The sequence below is a fragment of the Actinomyces provencensis genome, assembly GCF_900155435.1.
GTDB lineage: Bacteria > Actinomycetota > Actinomycetes > Actinomycetales > Actinomycetaceae > Pauljensenia > Pauljensenia provencensis.
On the sequence record NZ_LT700212.1, the window covers coordinates 2,804,602 to 2,820,821 of the forward strand.

Annotated in this window: 8 protein-coding genes and 1 pseudogene; 3 read left to right on the forward strand and 6 right to left on the reverse strand. The window is 67.8% G+C overall.

From position 1 onward, the window contains the following. Window positions 1-325: 325 nt before the first annotated feature. Both BQ9890_RS12240 and BQ9890_RS12245 read right to left on the reverse strand, forming a co-directional pair. Complete coding sequence (locus BQ9890_RS12240) at window positions 326-1,378, reverse strand: FecCD family ABC transporter permease (RefSeq protein WP_075891858.1); 1,053 nt, start codon at window positions 1,376-1,378, stop codon at window positions 326-328. Window positions 1,379-1,382: 4 nt separating this feature from the next. Next, a complete protein-coding gene (locus BQ9890_RS12245) occupies window positions 1,383-2,450 on the reverse strand; it encodes an iron-siderophore ABC transporter substrate-binding protein (protein ID WP_075891860.1) in 1,068 nt (355 codons plus the stop codon). Window positions 2,451-2,783: 333 nt separating this feature from the next. Between BQ9890_RS12245 and BQ9890_RS12250 the strand changes: the two genes are divergently transcribed. The 3 genes and pseudogenes from BQ9890_RS12250 to BQ9890_RS12260 all read left to right on the forward strand — a co-directional run bounded on the left by BQ9890_RS12250 (window position 2,784) and on the right by BQ9890_RS12260 (window position 7,912). Next, entirely contained in the window at window positions 2,784-4,574 is a 1,791-nt protein-coding gene (locus BQ9890_RS12250; protein WP_075891862.1) for an SLC13 family permease, read from the forward strand. Between the two features lie 61 nt (window positions 4,575-4,635). Continuing rightward, a pseudogene (locus BQ9890_RS12255) lies at window positions 4,636-6,270 on the forward strand (AbgT family transporter). A 133-nt stretch (window positions 6,271-6,403) separates the two neighbouring features. Beyond that, a complete protein-coding gene (locus BQ9890_RS12260) occupies window positions 6,404-7,912 on the forward strand; it encodes a leucyl aminopeptidase family protein (RefSeq protein ID WP_075891864.1) in 1,509 nt (502 codons plus the stop codon). A 257-nt stretch (window positions 7,913-8,169) separates the two neighbouring features. Here the strand turns inward: BQ9890_RS12260 and BQ9890_RS12265 are convergent, their stop codons facing one another. From BQ9890_RS12265 to BQ9890_RS12280, 4 genes are all read right to left on the reverse strand, one after another. Then, on the reverse strand, window positions 8,170-11,346 hold the full coding sequence (locus BQ9890_RS12265) for a type I restriction endonuclease subunit R (RefSeq protein ID WP_075891865.1): 3,177 nt from the start codon (window positions 11,344-11,346) through the stop codon (window positions 8,170-8,172). Further along, window positions 11,343-12,401, reverse strand: coding sequence for a restriction endonuclease subunit S (locus tag BQ9890_RS12270; protein ID WP_230298036.1), 1,059 nt, complete (start codon window positions 12,399-12,401; stop codon window positions 11,343-11,345). Before BQ9890_RS12270 ends, BQ9890_RS12265 begins: the two co-directional genes overlap by 4 nt. Window positions 12,402-12,514: 113 nt before the next feature. Beyond that, window positions 12,515-14,194, reverse strand: a complete 1,680-nt coding sequence (locus BQ9890_RS12275) for a class I SAM-dependent DNA methyltransferase (protein WP_075891869.1) — start codon at window positions 14,192-14,194, stop codon at window positions 12,515-12,517. Then, window positions 14,191-16,167 carry a hypothetical protein gene (locus BQ9890_RS12280; protein ID WP_075891871.1) on the reverse strand — a complete coding sequence of 659 codons (1,977 nt, stop codon included), beginning with the start codon at window positions 16,165-16,167 and terminating at the stop codon, window positions 14,191-14,193. Before BQ9890_RS12280 ends, BQ9890_RS12275 begins: the two co-directional genes overlap by 4 nt. Between the last annotated feature and the right edge of the window lie 53 nt (window positions 16,168-16,220).

Below are 16,220 nucleotides of genomic sequence, written 5' to 3' on the forward strand. Positions count from 1 at the left end.
CCCTTTTTTCGGGGGGGGAGGGAGAGGGGTATAAAAGAGAGAGAGGGGGGGGGGGGGGCGAGGACCGGGGGGGGGGGGGCGGGGGGGGGGAGCGGGGGGCGGGGGGGGCGGGCGGGGGGGCCCGCCACGACGGTGGCGACGGCGGGTCCGGTGGCGGGCCCCGGGGTGGGGGTGTCCCCGACCGCGGTCCGTGGGGCGCGGGAACCTGCGCCAGCCTCCGCGCGCGAGGTCGCCGGGGCGTCCGGGTGTGCGGGTGCGGTGGGGGGCGCGTCCAGGTCGACGAGGGCGCCCCCGGTGGAACCGTCGGACCTGCGGGTCTGCGTGCTCACAGCTCCCTCACCTTCTGACGCCGCACGATCCAGATGAAGAACGGGGCTCCGATGACGGCGGTGACGATGCCGACCTCGACCTCGGAGGGACGCGCCACCAGGCGACCGACGATGTCCGCGGCGACCAGCAGGCCCGCTCCCGTCACGGCGGAGAAGGGCAGCAGCCAGCGGTGGTCGGTGCCGATGAGGAGCCGGCACAGGTGGGGCACGACCAGCCCGACGAAGCCGATGGGGCCGGCCACCGCGGTCGCGGCCCCGCACAGGACCACCGCTCCCGCGGAGGCGATGAGACGTGTGCGTGCGACGTTCTCACCCAGGGATGAGGCCATGTCGTCGCCCAGGGCCAGGGAGTTCATACCGCGTGCGGCGGCGAGGCAGACCAGCGCGCCCGCACCCAGGACCGGCAGCACCGCCAGGGTGCGCTCCCAGGTGGCGCCGCCCACGCCGCCGATCTGCCAGAAACGGAAGGACTCCATGACGTCGACACGGGGCAGTAGGACGGCACTGGTCAGGGAGGTGAAGGCCGCGGAGATGGCGGCACCGGCCAGGGCGAGCTTGAGCGGTGTCGCCCCGCCTCCACCCAGGGAGCCCACGGTGTAGACGAAGGCCGCCGCACCGGCCGCGCCGAGGATGGCGACCAGCATGTACGCGTGGGGACTCGACATCCCGAAGAAGGCGATGCCGACGACGACCGCGAACGCGGCGCCGCTGGAGACCCCGAGGATCCCCGGGTCGGCCAGGGGATTGCGGGTGACGGCCTGCATGCTGGCGCCCGACATGCCCAGCGCCGCCCCCACCACCACGGCCAGCACGGTGCGCGGCATGCGGGCCACCACGGCGGCCCGGTCGACGCCCGTGGCGTCGCCCGCGAGGGCGGCGAGGATGTCCGAGGGGCCCACCGATCGCACACCGAAGGCCACCGATGCCATGCACAGCAGCGCCAGGCAGGCCAGGACGATCCCCAGCCATGCCAGGCGCACCGCTGCCGGGCGTCGCAGGGGTGCGACGTCCGGCAGCGGCTGGCCCAGGGCGGGCGCGGTGGTGCTCATGGGTTCAGTCGGCCTGGTCGAGTGTCCCGGCGAGGAGGTCGAAGTACTTGTCGATCCCCCAGGGGATCGACAGGGGCGAGGGGTTGGCCGAGGCCGCCAGCGGCGTGGAGTCCTGGAGGATGGCGACGTGGCCGTCCTTGATCGCGGGGATCTGGGACAGCAGCGGGTCGGCCTGGAGCTGGTCGATGATCGAGCCGTCGGCGTCGCCGTAGGTGACGAACACGTCGACGTCGTCGAAGCGGTCGGCCTGCTCGGCGGACACGGTGGTGTAGAAGGCGTCGGTCTTGGCGGACTCCTCCTCCACGACGGAGGGCGCGGGCAGGCCCAGGGACTCGAGGAACCCGGGGCGGGTGTCGTGGCTGGTGTAGAAGCCGATCTGGCTGAAGTCCGTGGGGTCCAGGTAGGAGAAGAGGACCTTGGCGTCCTTCAGGGCCGGGTGCTCGTCCAGGGCGGCCTCCACTGTGGCGTGCAGGTTCTCGATGAGTGCCTCGCCCGAGGCGGCCAGCCCGATGGCCTCGGAGTTCAGGCGGATCATGTCCTCGTAGGACGTCCCCCAGGCCACCCCGGGGTAGGCAATGGTCGGGGCGATCTTGGACAGCGTGTCGTAGTCCTCCTGGCTGAGGCCGGAGTAGGCCGCGAGGATGACGTCGGGCTGGGTGTCCGCGACGGCCTCGAAGTCGATGCCGTCGGTCTCGTCGAAGAGGACGGGCGTCTCGGCGCCCAGCTCCTCCAGCTTGTCCTCCACCCAGGGCAGCACGCCGTCCCCGTCGTCGTCGCCCCAGGTCGCCTTGCTCATGCCCACGGGCACGATGCCGAGCGCCAGGGGGACCTCGTGGTTGCCCCAGGCGACCGTGGCGACACGTTCGGGCTGGGACTCGATGGTGGTGGAGCCGTAGGCGTGCTCGATCGTGACGGGGAAGGTGCCGTCGGCCAGCGTGGTGGAGGAGGCGCCGGAGCTCTGGGTGTCCCCTGAGGTGGCGGCATCCCCTGACTGCGCGGCGCCGCCGGAACATCCGGTGAGGGCGAGGGCGGCCGTCGCGATGATCGCAGCGGTGAGACGGGCACGGAGCACGGGGACCTCCTGTAGGCGGTGACGGTGCCCTCAATTACGTGAGGGCAGGCTTACCTTAATGCTCCTCCCGCCTTCCGGGGAACCCCTGCGCCGCCGTCCCGACCGCTCCCCGGAGGGGGGAGCCCTCCTTGCGACCCGGTCGGGGGACCGCCGTCCGGGACTCGGAAACCCCGGGTGCGGGGATGCCCCGGGAGCCCCGGTTGCTCCTAGGATCTGGGGTGTGGCGGGGTTGTCGTCAGCCATGCCAACCGCTGGTGCACCCCGGTCCTGCGGGCCGGACGACATCTGCCGCCCACCCGGATCCACCCGGGGTCGACGGGGAACGGAGGGACCGTGTCGGAGGCAACTGTCACCCTCCTCGTGCTCGCCGTCTGCGTGGGCCTCTTCATCTCCAACAGGGTCCCCGTGGGTGTTGTGGCGATCCTCACGTCCCTGTCCCTCCTCGCCCTGGGGGTCGTCGACCTGCACACCGCACTGGGTGGCTTCGGGGATCCCGTCGTGGTCTTCATCGCGAGTCTCTTCGTGGTCGCGGAGGGTCTGGACGCCTCGGGCCTGACCGCGTGGGTGGGCAGGAGGATCACCTCGGGCGTCCGCTCCGACCGCATCTCCCTGCTGGTGGTGCTCATGCTGGTGACGGCGGTGCTCTCCGCCCTCGTCACCCCCAATGGCGCGGCCGCCGCGATGATCCCCGTGGTCCTGGCCACCGCGCGCTCGACGGGGGTGCGCCCGGCGGCGCTGCTCATGCCCGTCGCCTTCGCGGCCAGTGCCGGGGCACTGCTGACCCTGTCCGGATCCGTCGTCAACGTCATGGTCTCCGAGGCCGCCGCGGAGTCCGTGGGCCGGGAGTTCGGCTTCTTCGAGTTCGCCGGTGCCGGTGTCTTCCTGGTGGCCGGGTCCGTCCTCGTCGCCGCGCTCTTCGGCCGCATGGTGCCCGAGGAGCGTGGGGCCTCCATCCAGCGCGACTTCGGGGCCCACCTCGACACGCTCATCGACCACTACGACATCGACCAGGGTTTCTTCCGGCTGCGGGTGGCGAGGGAGCCGGTCGAGGCACTCACGGCGCGCGGGCTGCGCGGACACGGAGCGGTGGTCTACGCCGTCCAGGGGCGCGACGGGCAGGTGATGGACCTGGACGACCAATTGCACGAGGGCGACACCGTCCTCGCCACGGGACCCGGGGAGGCGGTGCGTGGCCTCACCGGGACGGCTCCCCTGGAGGTGGACCAGGTGCCGTTGACCCGTGCGTCGCGCGAACGCATGCTCCACGAGCACGTCGGGCTGGCGGAGGTCATCGTGCCCCCGCGCTCCATGCTCATCGGTGAGTCCTTCTTCACCGGCATGCGCCGCGGCGTCATCACGGTCCTCGCGCTGCGCCGGGGTTCCCGGGACGTCGGGACCTCCCACGTGCGCCTGGCCGAGGGGGACACCCTGCTGCTGCACGGCCCCTGGCCGGCCATCCACCAGCTCGAGGACAACGACGACGTCCTGCTCGTCGACAGTCCCGCCCAGGTGCAGCGCCAGCTCGCCCCCCTCGGGGCGTCCGCGCGGTGGGCGGGGGCGATCACCGTGGGAATGGTCGTCCTCCTGGCGTCCGGCCTCGTCGCCCCCGCGGCCGCCGGCCTCCTGGCCGCCTGCGCGATGGTGCTCACCCGGGTGGTGACGGTGCCCCAGGCCTACCGTTCGGTGTCCTGGCAGACGGTGGTCCTCATCGGTGGGTTGATCCCCCTGTCGGTCGCCATCCGCGACTCCGGAGCGGCGGACCTCATCGCCGGACTCGTGGTGTCCCTGTCGGGGTCCGGGAACGTCTTCGCCGTCCTCTCCGTCGTGTTCGTGGTGACGGCCCTGCTCGGCCAGGTCATCTCCAACGCCGCCACGGCCCTGGTGATGATCCCGATCGCCGTCGCGATCTCACAGGTGGCGGGCCTGGACACGCGCATGGTGCTGATGTCCCTGGCGGTCGCCTCAGGTGCCTCGCTGCTCACCCCCATCGCGACCCCGGCCAACATGATGGTCAGCGCCGCGGCCGGGTACCGCTTCGGGGACTACTGGCGCTTCGGGGCCGTGACCATGGTGGTCTGGTTCCTCGTCGGCGTGCTCCTGGTCCCGGCCGTGTGGTCCCCGTGAGGCCTCCCGTCCCCCACATCTCCCGTCCCCACCCCATCCCACCAGACAGGAGCACCCCCGCATGAATGCCACAGACGTGAAGCCCTCCGGCTTCCTCGATCGCATCGAGAGGCTGGGGAACAAGGTCCCGAACCCGACGATCATGTTCGTCTACCTCATCGCCTTCATCGCGGTCCTCTCCGCACTGCTCGCCTGGGCGGGGGTCTCGGTGGAGGACGAGATCGTCACCGAGGTCCCCAAGGCGCAGCTCGAGCAGCTCAGCCAGAGCCTGGGTGGGTCGATCGTGCCCTTCGACACCCAGACGGGCACGATCGCCGAACTGCCCGAGTACACCGTCTCCGAGCAGACGGTCGCCGTGCGTTCCCTGCTCTCGGTGGAGGGCCTGCGGGAGTTCTTCTCGGGCTTCGTCGACCACTTCGCGGGGTTCGGTGTGGTCGCCGTGGTGCTCGTGTCCATGGCCGGTGTGGGTGTGGCCGAGGAGGCGGGCCTCATGGGGGCCCTCATCCGTGCGGTGGTGCGGATCGCGCCGCGCTGATCCCTGGCCTTCATCCTCATCTTCGGGGGTGTCCTGTCCTCGGTGGCGACGGATGCCGGGTAGCTGATCCTGGTCCCCCTGGCGGCCGCGGCCTTCCTGTCCGTGGGCCGTCACCCACTCGCCGGCATGGCCGGGGCGTTCGCCGGTGTGGGCACGCTGTTCACCGTCAACGTGATCCCCACCCCCTCGGACTCGATGATCACCGAGATCACCAATGACGTCCTCGGGTCCGCCTCCCCCCACCTGCAGGTGACGGCGAACTACTACTTCGGCGTCTTCTGCTCGTTGGTGCTCGCCCTGCTCGTCACCCTCATCACGACGAGGGTCGTGGAGCCCCGCCTGGGAACCTACGTGTCCGACGGCGCGGTCGCCACGACCGAGTCCGGCGAGATCGACGAGGTCGCGGAGCGCCGCGGACTGCGCCACGCGCTGTGGGCGCTGGTCGTGGTGGTGGTCGTGGTGCTCGCCCTGTCCCTGCCCAGTGGCGCACCCCTGCGGGACCCGGCCAGCGGGGACCTCATCGGTGTCACCCCGTTCATGTCGAGCCTGATCTTCGTCATCTCCGCCGCATTCCTCGTGTGCGGCATCGCCTTCGGCGTGGGAGCTGGCACCCTGCGCGGGGGCAATGCGACGGTGGCGGCGGTGGCGAAGACCTTCGCCTCCCTCGGCGGGCTGCTGGTGATGTTCATGATGATCGCCCAGTTCATCGCCCTGTTCAACTGGACCAACCTGCCCACGGTCACCGCGATCTGGGCGGCCCACGTGCTCGAGCAGGCCTCCGTTCCACCCGTCATCCTGCTGGTGCTGTTCATCCTGGTGATCTTCGTCCTGGACATCATGCTGCCGTGACTCGTCCCCAAGTGGGCGATCTTCGCCCCGGTCTTCGTGCCGATCTTCCAGGCCCTCGACATCGCTCCCCAGACCCTGCTGGCGGCCTACCGCGTGGGTGACTCCCCGATGAACGTGCTCACCCCGCTCATGGTCTACCTGCCCTTCATCGTCACGGTCACCCAGCGCTACAAGAAGGACGCGGGCATCGGCACGATCATTGCGCTCATGCTGCCCTACACCGTGTGGATCCTGGTCACCTGGATCGTCATCTTCGTGGCCTGGTTCCTGCTCGGCATCCCCTGGGGCCCCGGCGCCCCCGTCTCCCTCTGACCCTCCCCTCGCCGAAGTCCGCTCAGTTCCCACCTCGAAGTCCGCTCAGTTCTGGCCTTGAGGCCCGCCCGACCGGAGTCCCCGACCCCCCATCCGTTTCCACCCACCCCTTCCACCCCAGGAGCTGATCCACATGGATCCCACCACCCTCTCCACCATCGTTCCCTCCCACACCGCGCTGCCCGGCCTGGACGTCCGCGTCGTCACCGACCTGCCCGACGACATCGAGGCCGTCGCCGTGCCCGTCACCAGTGACGGCGACGTCCCCGACTCCCTGGGTCTGGACCGCGACGCGCTGCGGCGTGCGGGCTTCACCGGCGCGATCGGCTCCGCCCTGGCGCTGCCCGTCCCCTCCGGCCCCGTCCTGGTGGCCACCGGCATCGGCGAGGGCGACGCCCTCACGTCCGCCCTCGTACGTGACGCGGCGGCGGTCTTCGCGCGGGCGGTCCCCCGGGACGCCGCACTGGCCGTGGCCGTCCCCTCCGACGCCGGAGTCGGTGTCGGGGAGGTGACCTCCGCGGCGATCGAGGGCATCCTCCTGGCCCGCCACCGCTGGTCCCTGCGCACGACCGACCCCGCCGAGGTGCCCGTGTCGCGCGTCGTCATCGTCGTGGCGGAGGAGTCCCGGGAGGCCGCCGACGAGGGCGTCCGCCGTGGTCTCATCGGGACGCGCGTGTCCCTGCTGGCACGCGACCTGGCCACCTCACCGGCCTACCTGTTGACGGCCGAGAGGATGGCCGAGGTCGCCACCACCATCGGTGTCCCCGCCGGACTCGAGGTCGAGGTGCACGACCGCGCCTCCCTGGAGACCCTGGGCTGTGGTGGCCTGCTCGGGGTCAACCGGGGCTCCGCGCGCGAGCCGCGCATGGTGGTCCTGCACTACCGCCCCGAGGGCGAGCCCAGCGGACACCTCGCCCTGGTGGGCAAGGGCATCATGTTCGACTCCGGCGGCATCTCCATCAAGCCGGGGGACGAGTCACACTCCCAGATGAAGAACGACATGACGGGTGCGGGCGACGTCCTGGCTGCCATGACCGGTCTGCGGGACCTGGGCTGCACGGCGGAGGTCACCGGGTACCTCATGTGCACCGACAACATGCCCTCGGGCACCGCCATGCTGCTGGGCGACATCCTCACGATCCGTGGTGGGAAGACGGTCGAGGTGCTCAACACCGACGCTGAGGGACGCTTGGTCATGGCCGATGCACTGGTGCTGGCGGCCGAGGCCGGGGCGGACGCGATCATCGACATCGCCACGCTGACGGGCGCGTGCCTGCGGGCGCTGGGGACGCGGCTGGCTGGTGTCATGGGCAGCTCCCCGGAGATGGTCTCCCAGCTGGAGGCGGCGGGTGCCACCGTGGACGAGCCGCTGTGGGAGTTCCCCGTGGTCGATGCCTACCGCAAGGAGCTCGACTCCGATGTGGCGGACCTGCGCAACATCGGCGGGATCAACGCCGGCCAGATCACGGCCGCCCTGTTCCTGCGCGAGTTCGTGGACGGTCTGCCCTGGGCCCACGTCGACATCGCCGGGACCGCCCAGGCGCCTGCTGAGGACCGCTGGATCCGTCGCGGGCCCACCGGCTTCGGTGCCCGCCTGCTGCTGGAGACCGCAGTTGGTTTCGAGGTGCCGTCGGCTGAGTGAGGGCGCCTTCGCAGGGCAGGCGGACGAGGACGTTCCACGAAGTTCGACTGCCAACGACGCCAAGATGGTCGCTTCCTCGCACTCAGAGCAGCGAGATGTCCCTCAAGTCGAGCAGCACCCCTTGAGGTGGGGACGTCCCACCGAAACGAGGCCTCGTATCCCCTCGGCTCGGTGAGAAGTCCTCCGCTCGGCGTTCAATGACCGAACGGCCGGCACATGGGCCACGCAATCGCCCTCGTGTGGCGCTCCCCGGGAGATCACTCCACTGCATAGCCGGGAGTGAGCTCCTCCATCTGCTCGATGACCAGCTCGACGGCACCGCGCTGCTTGTCGGGCGGGTAGTGGTGTTTGCGCAGCAGGCGCCGCACTTCCGTACGGAGTCTCGCCTGCACACGGTCACGCTGTGTCCAGTCAGTGCGCGTGTCGCGACGCATCACCTCGACCAGTTCCCGTGCGATCTGTGCGAGCACCCCTTCACCGAAGGCAAGCGAGGCCGACTCGTTCTGACTGACCGCGTCGTAGAAGGCGAGCTCATCATGGCTGAGTGGTGGATCGAAGCGTTGCCCCCTGTCGGCTTCGGCTGCGACGTCCTCGGCCAGGTTCCCGAGCTCGTGCATCACCTCGGCCACCGTGAGCTGCTGGTTCGTGTAGCGGTTCATGAGGTCCTGGATGCGCTCGCTGAACGCCTTGTTCCGAGTGACATTGTGGATCGTGACCTGTTGGGCCTCCTTCAGCAACAGGTCGCGCAGCATCTCGATCGCCAGATGGGCAGTGGGTCCATCCGCGTGTGTCTCCAGTGACCTGCCCTGTGTCGCGAGACGGCGGATGTCGGGACGCGAAAGGCCAGCGACCTCGTAGATGTCAGTGATCTCGCCAGCTCCGGTGGCATCGGCCACCGCTCCGCGCAGGACACGCACGATCTCGTCGGGAATCGCTTCCCCTCGTGCCTCGCGCTCGCGCGCATCGAACTTGGCCATCCACACCCGGACCTCTTCGTAGAAGGCGATCTCCTCGCGCAGGTCATCAAGGGTCGTTGCTCCGGACGCGATCGCCCACATCCGACCGAGCTGCGAGGAGAGCACACGGAACCGTTCGCCGAGCGTCGGTTCTCCCTCCTCCACCTGGTTGCCGGCAGTCCGGGGGGAGCGCAGGTAGTTGACCGCGCCGCCCACTGCCTTGCGGGCGCGGGAGGGGTCATTGCCGGTGAGGACGCTCCGCCAATCGTGGCCCCGCAGGAGGTTGCGGAGGGCGGCGACAAGTTCACGAGTTGCCGAGACCGCTTGGTCGAGGTCACGTCCCAGGGGACGCTGCTTCTGGTCACTGGGACTGTACTCGAGCAGTGCCTTGCGCAGGTTCTCCGCCAGCGGCGCGTAGGCGACCATCAGTCCGTCCTGCTTGCCTCGGAAGGTCCGGTTGACGCGGGCGAGAGCCTGCATCAGTAGCGCTCCCTTGAGGGGCCGGTCGACGAAGAGAGTGTGCAGGGGCGGGGCGTCGAACCCTGTGAGCATCATGTCCTTGACGATCACGAGTTCGAGTTCGTCGTCGATGTCCTTGAGCCTGTTCTTGATCGTGCGGTTCTCGGAGTCGCGCCGCACGTGTTCACGGATGGGCGCTGGATCGGAGGCACTCCCGGAGTAGACCACTTTGATCGCGCCTGAACTCACGTCGTCGCTGTGCCATCCGGGCCGGAGTCGAACGATCTCCCGGTAGAGGTCGGCGCAGATCTGCCGCGTGGCGCAGACGATCATCCCCTTGCCATGAGGATCGGCGTCCTTGTCGCCCTCTGTGGGTTGGAGGGACTCGTCCATGGCTGCGCGCCGCTGCTCCCATCGAGTCACGATGTCAGCCGCGAGCCGCTCGATGCGCTCGGGCGCCCCGTAGATCGCGTTGAGGACGGCCACCGAACGCTCCACCCGGTCGCGTTCGGCGTCGTCAAGGCCGCGGGTCTGCTCATCGGCGAGCTCGTCGAGTTCTTCGGGGGTCGTGTCCCGCGCGAGTCCGACTCCGATGAGCCGTGGCTCGAAGTACACCGGGACCGTTGCGCCGTCCTGGACGGCGCGGGAGAGGTCGTAGACATCGATGTAGTCGCCGAACACCTGGCGGGTGTTGCGCTCCACTTCGCTGATGGGGGTGCCGGTGAAGGCAATCAGTGTCGCGTTCGGGAGCGCGTGGCGGAGGTGGGCGGCGTATCCGTCGAGGTCGTCGTAGTGGCTGCGGTGGGCCTCGTCGACGATGACGATGACATTGTGGCGTGCTGTGAGGAGCGGGTGGTCAAGACCCGCGTCCCGCTCTGGGTCGGTGCGTCCGAACTTCTGCAGGGTCGTGAAGTAGATGCCACCGCTGAGGCGGCTGCTCAGAGAGTCCCGCAGCTCGCTGCGCCGGTGGACCTGGATCGGCTTCTCGGGCAGGAGTTGGGAGCGCAGGAATGTCTCGTACAGCTGTCCGTCGAGTTCGTTGCGGTCGGTGATGACCACGATGGTCGGGTTGAGCAGGGCGGGATCTGTGATGACGAGGTTCGCATAGAGCTCCATCTCCATCGATTTGCCGGAACCCTGCGTGTGCCACACAACTCCCGCCCGTCCGTCAGCGCGAACCGCCTGGAGGGTGCGCTGGAGCGCCTTTCGCACAGCAAAGTACTGGTGTGGCTTCGCGATGCGCTTGTGGAGGCCTTCATCAGTGGTGTCGAACGCGATGAAGTTGCGGACGAGGTCGACGAAGCGCTCCTGTTCGAAGAGCCCGTAAGCGAGCCACTCGAGCTCGGGGTGCTCCGCGTCGGGCTCGATGGGTGCGCCAACATCGTCGACGTTCCACGGGGAGTAGTGCTCGAAGGGCGTGAATGGTGTGCCGTAGCGGGCCGAGATGCCGTCGCTGATCACCGTGGCGACGACAGTGCGGAATGCGAGTGGGAACTCCTGGACATAGGTGCCGATCTGGGCGTGGGCCTTCTCGATGGTGGCGTTGGGTGAACCGGCTTGTTTGAGCTCGAAGATCACCAGGGGCAATCCGTTGACATAGGCAACCACGTCGAAGCGCCGGTTCGCCTCGCGGGTGCGGATGCGTACCTGCTGCACAGTCCGGTAGGTGTTCTCGTCGGGGTCGGCGGAGAGGAGTCGGAGGGTAGGAGTCTGCTCCTGTCCTGCGGAGTCGACGTACGTCAGTCCGCGAAAACCGTGGACGAGGGCGTCATGGAACGCTTTGTTCTCAGCGATCGCGTCCTGCGAGGTGGCGCGCAGGACTGCCTGCTCCGCCTGGCGCAGGTACTCATCCGGGACCGTCGGGTTCAGGCGTCGGAGCGCCGAGAGGAATTCCTCGTGGAGGACCAGGTCGGACAGGGATGCCCGGTCGCCCTCGATGTCAACGCCGGTCCCCGGCTCCCAGGCCAGCTCCCCGAGCCACTCCAGAAGGTCCAGTTCCCACTCGGCTTCGCTGATCACAATGCCTCCTCGGCCGTCCTGACCGCGTCCTTCACCCGGATGCGTCCATCCATGAGAGCCGGCAGCAGCGTGTCCCGGAGCTCCACGAGAGTATGGGACTCGCGCAAAGCTGCACCGATGCGAGCTTCCAACGGTGCGAGCTCGAGCTCAGTGGCTTCGAGTCCTATGTTTGGAACCATGAGCGGCAGTTCCCGTAGAGAATCCTTGTTGATCGAACCATAGACTGTTCCCTCGCTATTGAAACTAGCAAAGATGTGCGTCTGACTGCGGAGCAGGTGGTAAAGCGTCGCAGGTGTCCGCGTTCTAATTCTTGCAAGGCCCCGTCCAATGCAACACCGCTCACTTGCGACGTTTATGGATCCGACTGGGGCGCGCACGCTGACGAGGATATCGTTTGCTTCAGCGATCCGTGTGGGCGCCGTCGTCCAGATCCTTGGACTCGGCCAACGCTCACCAAAGTCTCTCATTCCTTGATAAAGGAGGACCCCATCACCGTGCTCGTTATATGAGCTTCCCTTGGGTGCAGACCCCATCAGAATATCGGTAAAGTCACCCAAGCGTTGGGAGTTTGATTCTAGGAGAAGGTGCTCAATGTGTGCTTGGGCGAGTTCAGTCAGAGTGCGAACCATCTGAGAGTTGGAGGCGATCTTCTCGTCGAGCGCGCCGAGAACGTCCGCGATTGCCTGTTGCTCAGCCAGGGCCGGGATCGTAAGTGGCACCGACGAAAGAATCGAGGTGTTCAGGTTTGGCATGGTTGCCCCGATGGCATGTTGGGCGATCCAGGATCGGGTGTCGGGCAGACCAAGTCGATAGTGCAAGAAACGCGGAGACACCTCTGGGCTCTTTCCAACGCGCACACGAAGGCATCCAGTTCCACAGATCGCAGGAAGAACGTCGGGGGTCACATAAGCGGACTTCTCAACATCGCCCCGACGGGAGTAGACGATGTCGCCTTCACACAGCTGGTGTCGTGAGAGGTCTCCTGCGAGGATCTGTGGAATTCGTTTGACACTCGACAGGTCCAAAGCTGACTGGCTGGTGATGTCCTGAGGCATGATCACCGCGACACCCTCGTCCGTGTACTCACGAGCATGCAGTTGGCTTCCAAAAGGGCCAGTCTGAATCGAGCCTGAGAGGGCGCAAATTGCTCCAAGGGTGGTCCGACGCATCACAACCTCCCCAACTGCTCGCGGACGACGGCCTGGAGGCGGTCGGACTCCTTGAACTGGTCATTGAGCTGCTGGGTCAGCCGCTCGATCTTGTCCTCGAGGGGCTCGGCATCCTCAGGCGCAGGTGGCATCCCGACATAGCGACCCGGGGTGAGTGCATAGTCAGCTGACTTGATCTCGGCGAGTGTCACCGACTTGCAGAACCCGGGGACGTCCCGGTACTCCACCAGCGGTTCGATCCCGTCGGAGCCGCCCTCGTCCCCCTCTTTGTCGGCGGGGGCTGCGCCGGTGTCGGTGGCGTCGACCGTGCCGAGCCCCAGCTGCTCCATCCCGCGCCAGGCGTGGTAGGTGTCCGAGATCCGATGGATGTCCGCGTCGGAGAAGGCGCGCTCCGCCCTGGTTGCCATGTGGCCCAGGGAACGCGCGTCGATGAACAGCACCTCGCCGCGGCGATCCTTGGAGCCACCGTGGCCTGCGCGCTTGTTCTTCGCGAAGAACCAGAGGCACACGGGAATTCCGGTCGACCGGAAGAGCTTGTCCGGTAGGGCGACCATGCAGGCGACCAGGTCATTCTCCACCAACTGAGCGCGGATCTCCCCTTCGCCGCCGGTGTTGGAGGTCATCGAACCATTCGCCATCACGACGCCCGCAACGCCATCGGGTCCGAGCTTGGAGATGATGTGCTGCATCCACGCGTAGTTGGCGTTGCGGGCAGGTGGAACGCCGTAGACCCAGCGGGAGTCCTCCTCCCGCCGATTCCAGTCCTTGATGTTGAACGGAGGGTTCGCCATCGCGTAGTCCATTGACACACTTGTGTGGAAGTCGAGAGCGAAGGTGTCGCCCCACCGCGGCCCCAGGTTCCCGTCGATCCCGTGGATGGCCAGGTTCATCTTCGCGAGCCGCCACGTCGACTCGTTGAGTTCCTGTCCGTACACGGACAGGTTGGTCGGGTCCTCGTCGTGCGCGGCGAGCAGCTTCTCGGCCTGCACGAACATGCCGCCGGACCCGCAGCACGGGTCGTACACACGGCCCTTGCGTGGCTGGAGCACCTCGACGATCACTCGCACGACGCTCGCCGGTGTGTAGTACTCGCCCCCGCGTCGTCCTTCTGCGAGGGCGAACTTCGCGAGGAAGTACTCATACACCTCACCGAGCAGGTCGCGTGCCCGGGCCGCTCCCTGCCCACTGAAGTAGACGGAGTTCATGAGGTCCAGGAGCTCTGCAAGTCGACGTTGGTCGACATTGTCGCGGTTGAACAGGCGCGGCAGGGTGCCCGCCAGGGAGGGGTTCGAGTCCATGAGCAGGTCCATGGCCTCGTTGATGCGCTGGCCGATTGTCTTCTGGGTGATGCCGGGGGCCTTGGCGGACTCCACCAGGTACTTCCACCGTGCGTCAGGGTCGACCCAGAACTCGCCCTGGGCGGTGTACTCGTCCGGGTCCTCCAGGGTCTCCTCGATGGCATCCTCGTCGAAACCCTCTTCATGCAGCTGCGCCTCGATCGTCCTGCGACGTTCCTCGAAGGCGTCGGAGACGTACTTCAGGAAGACCAGGCCCAGGACGACATCCTTGTACTGGGATGCGCTCATGGAGCCGCGCAGCTTGTCCGCGGCCTTCCAGAGGGTGTCGCGGAGCTCCGGTGGTGTGGAGGGGGTGGGTGGCTGTTTCGTCCTCGAAGTCATGGGCGGCCTTTCTGGTGGGGGGCGCCGCCGACGGATGTGGGCGGCTCGTGGTCAAGTCCTGTACGGGTGTCGAGTTCGATCGCGCCCGAGAGTACCGAGCGGTCCACGATGCTCCGGAGCTCGGCGAGCTGGGCGCCCCGTAGGCGGAGGTTCGTCTCGTAGCTGTCGAGGTGCGCGAGGATCTCGTCGGCCTGTCCCCGGTCCATCTGCACCACTGGTACCCGCCAGCTGCGCCACGCCGCATTGCCCGAGGGCGCGGAGTTGATCGCGGTAGCGATGGCGGTCGGGGCGAGGCGGTGTGAGCGCACCCGCAGCACGCGGGCCGGGTAGGCGACGACGGCGCCGCCGTCGCGGTCCACGGTCGCGGCCGGCTGCGGACGCAGGGTGAAGACCACGTCGTCGGGCTCGGTGAGCTGGACGTGCGGGTGGAGTCCGACCACGCGGACGAGGTCCACCGTCCGTGGTTCTCCGGCGGTGACGGCCGCAGGGTTCCACAGTGGCGTCGTTCCGCCCGGAGTGTCCTCCAGGCGTGCTCCGGGCACGAGGGCGGCCTCCCGCGAGTCAATCACTTGGCCGAGTGCAGCCCAGTGGGGGGTCGCCTCGCGCATGGTGGGTGTCGCGGGTGGGAGCACCTCAGGAGGAGGAGTGTTCAGTGCTGTCCTGAGCTCGATGAGACGTGCGGCGTCATCCGCGGCGGTCTCCTGGCCGCGTGTCGCGACCATGCCGATGGCGTCGAGCAATGAGGAGCTTCGGGCGATGACTTGCGTTCGGTCGACTGTGACGAGCGCCGAGAACGAGCGCACTCGGGCTCTAGCCGGGCTGCAGGCGGCGATCAGATCGTCCAGGAGTGCCTGTGCCGACGTGTTCCCGAAATTCCGTCCGGCCAGATCTGCGACTCGCAGCCCCGAGGCTTCGTCGGCAGGTCGGGTGAGGAGCCAGAGTGCCAGGCGTGTCTGTGATCCGTCAGCTGTCTGACCCTGTGGCAGGCGCACGGCTGCGCGGAGCAGATTCTCGCGTAGGTAGCGGTCGCGGGAAGCGACCAGTGTGACTGGCAGGCGGTCGATGAGCGCTTCCGCGGTGCCGATGACGAGCATCCGGCCACCCCGGGGCAGCTGCCACTCAATGCTGTCGAGTACATCGAAGGCTTCCGAGGGAGCATCGGTAAGTCGTGTGAGGATGGTGCAGTGGTCCGGAAGCTCCCAGTCCTCCTCAGGGGTGGCGCACCGGGGCGTCAAGCCGTGGATGCGATACCTGCGCAACACCGAGCGATCAGGTTCGGTGCCGGTCACGAGCACACCAGGATCGGGCACATCCTCGTCATCGAGCAGTGCGATGACGGCGTCAGTGCACGCACCGTCGACGTCGACGACCTCGCCTCCCGCACTCGTCGTGTGCTCCCCGAGAGATCGTTGAATCCTCAGGAGGTGGTCGCTGAGCCGGTCACGATGCGGGTGCTCCACTCCAGGCCGGGTCTGCCGGACGAGGGCGTCCTCGAGATGTTCGTAGGCGTTGCGTGGATGCCACGCGGCGTCAGCGAGAGAGTCAGCTTTGGCGGCAAGCGTCGGGAAATGCTCGGCACCGATCGCCTCGACCTCGCGGAAGAGGAACTGATCATCGGGATCAATGCCATCGACGGAATCGAGCAGATCCTCGAAGTGCATTGCGGCAAGAGGTGCATCGAGCAGGACCCGTGCGGTCAGCAGGACCTGGAGTGTTCGCAGTTGGCCAGCGTCGGCACCGGCCGATGTCGTCGCGTACACGGAGAGTTCGGCACGAGGGTCCGGGTTCTTGCCCCTGCCGGTTTCTTCCAGCCAGTTGACCACGGCTTCGGCCGGGAAGCGACCGTCAGGCAACGGTGCGGGGAAGGGTGAGCCTTCCTTCGTGCGTCGACGCCACATGGAGACGACCGGTCGTTGGACGTGGGCGAGCCGAGCGACATCGGCCAGGGAGAGCGAGATCGGTGAGGTGTTCATCGCTCCTCCTCAGTGATGGTGTCGCAATCGTTCGGGTGTTGCGGAAAAGATAG

Bases quoted from the DNA above. Each gene is read 5' to 3' on its own strand.
- BQ9890_RS12240 (WP_075891858.1), bottom strand. From the start codon at position 1,378: ATGAGCACCACCGCGCCCGCCCTGGGCCAGCCGCTGCCGGACGTCGCA.
- BQ9890_RS12260 (WP_075891864.1), top strand. From the start codon at position 6,404: ATGGATCCCACCACCCTCTCCACCATCGTTCCCTCCCACACCGCGCTG.
- BQ9890_RS12270 (WP_230298036.1), bottom strand. From the start codon at position 12,401: ATGCCTCAGGACATCACCAGCCAGTCAGCTTTGGACCTGTCGAGTGTC.
- BQ9890_RS12275 (WP_075891869.1), bottom strand. From the start codon at position 14,194: ATGACTTCGAGGACGAAACAGCCACCCACCCCCTCCACACCACCGGAG.
- BQ9890_RS12280 (WP_075891871.1), bottom strand. From the start codon at position 16,167: ATGAACACCTCACCGATCTCGCTCTCCCTGGCCGATGTCGCTCGGCTC.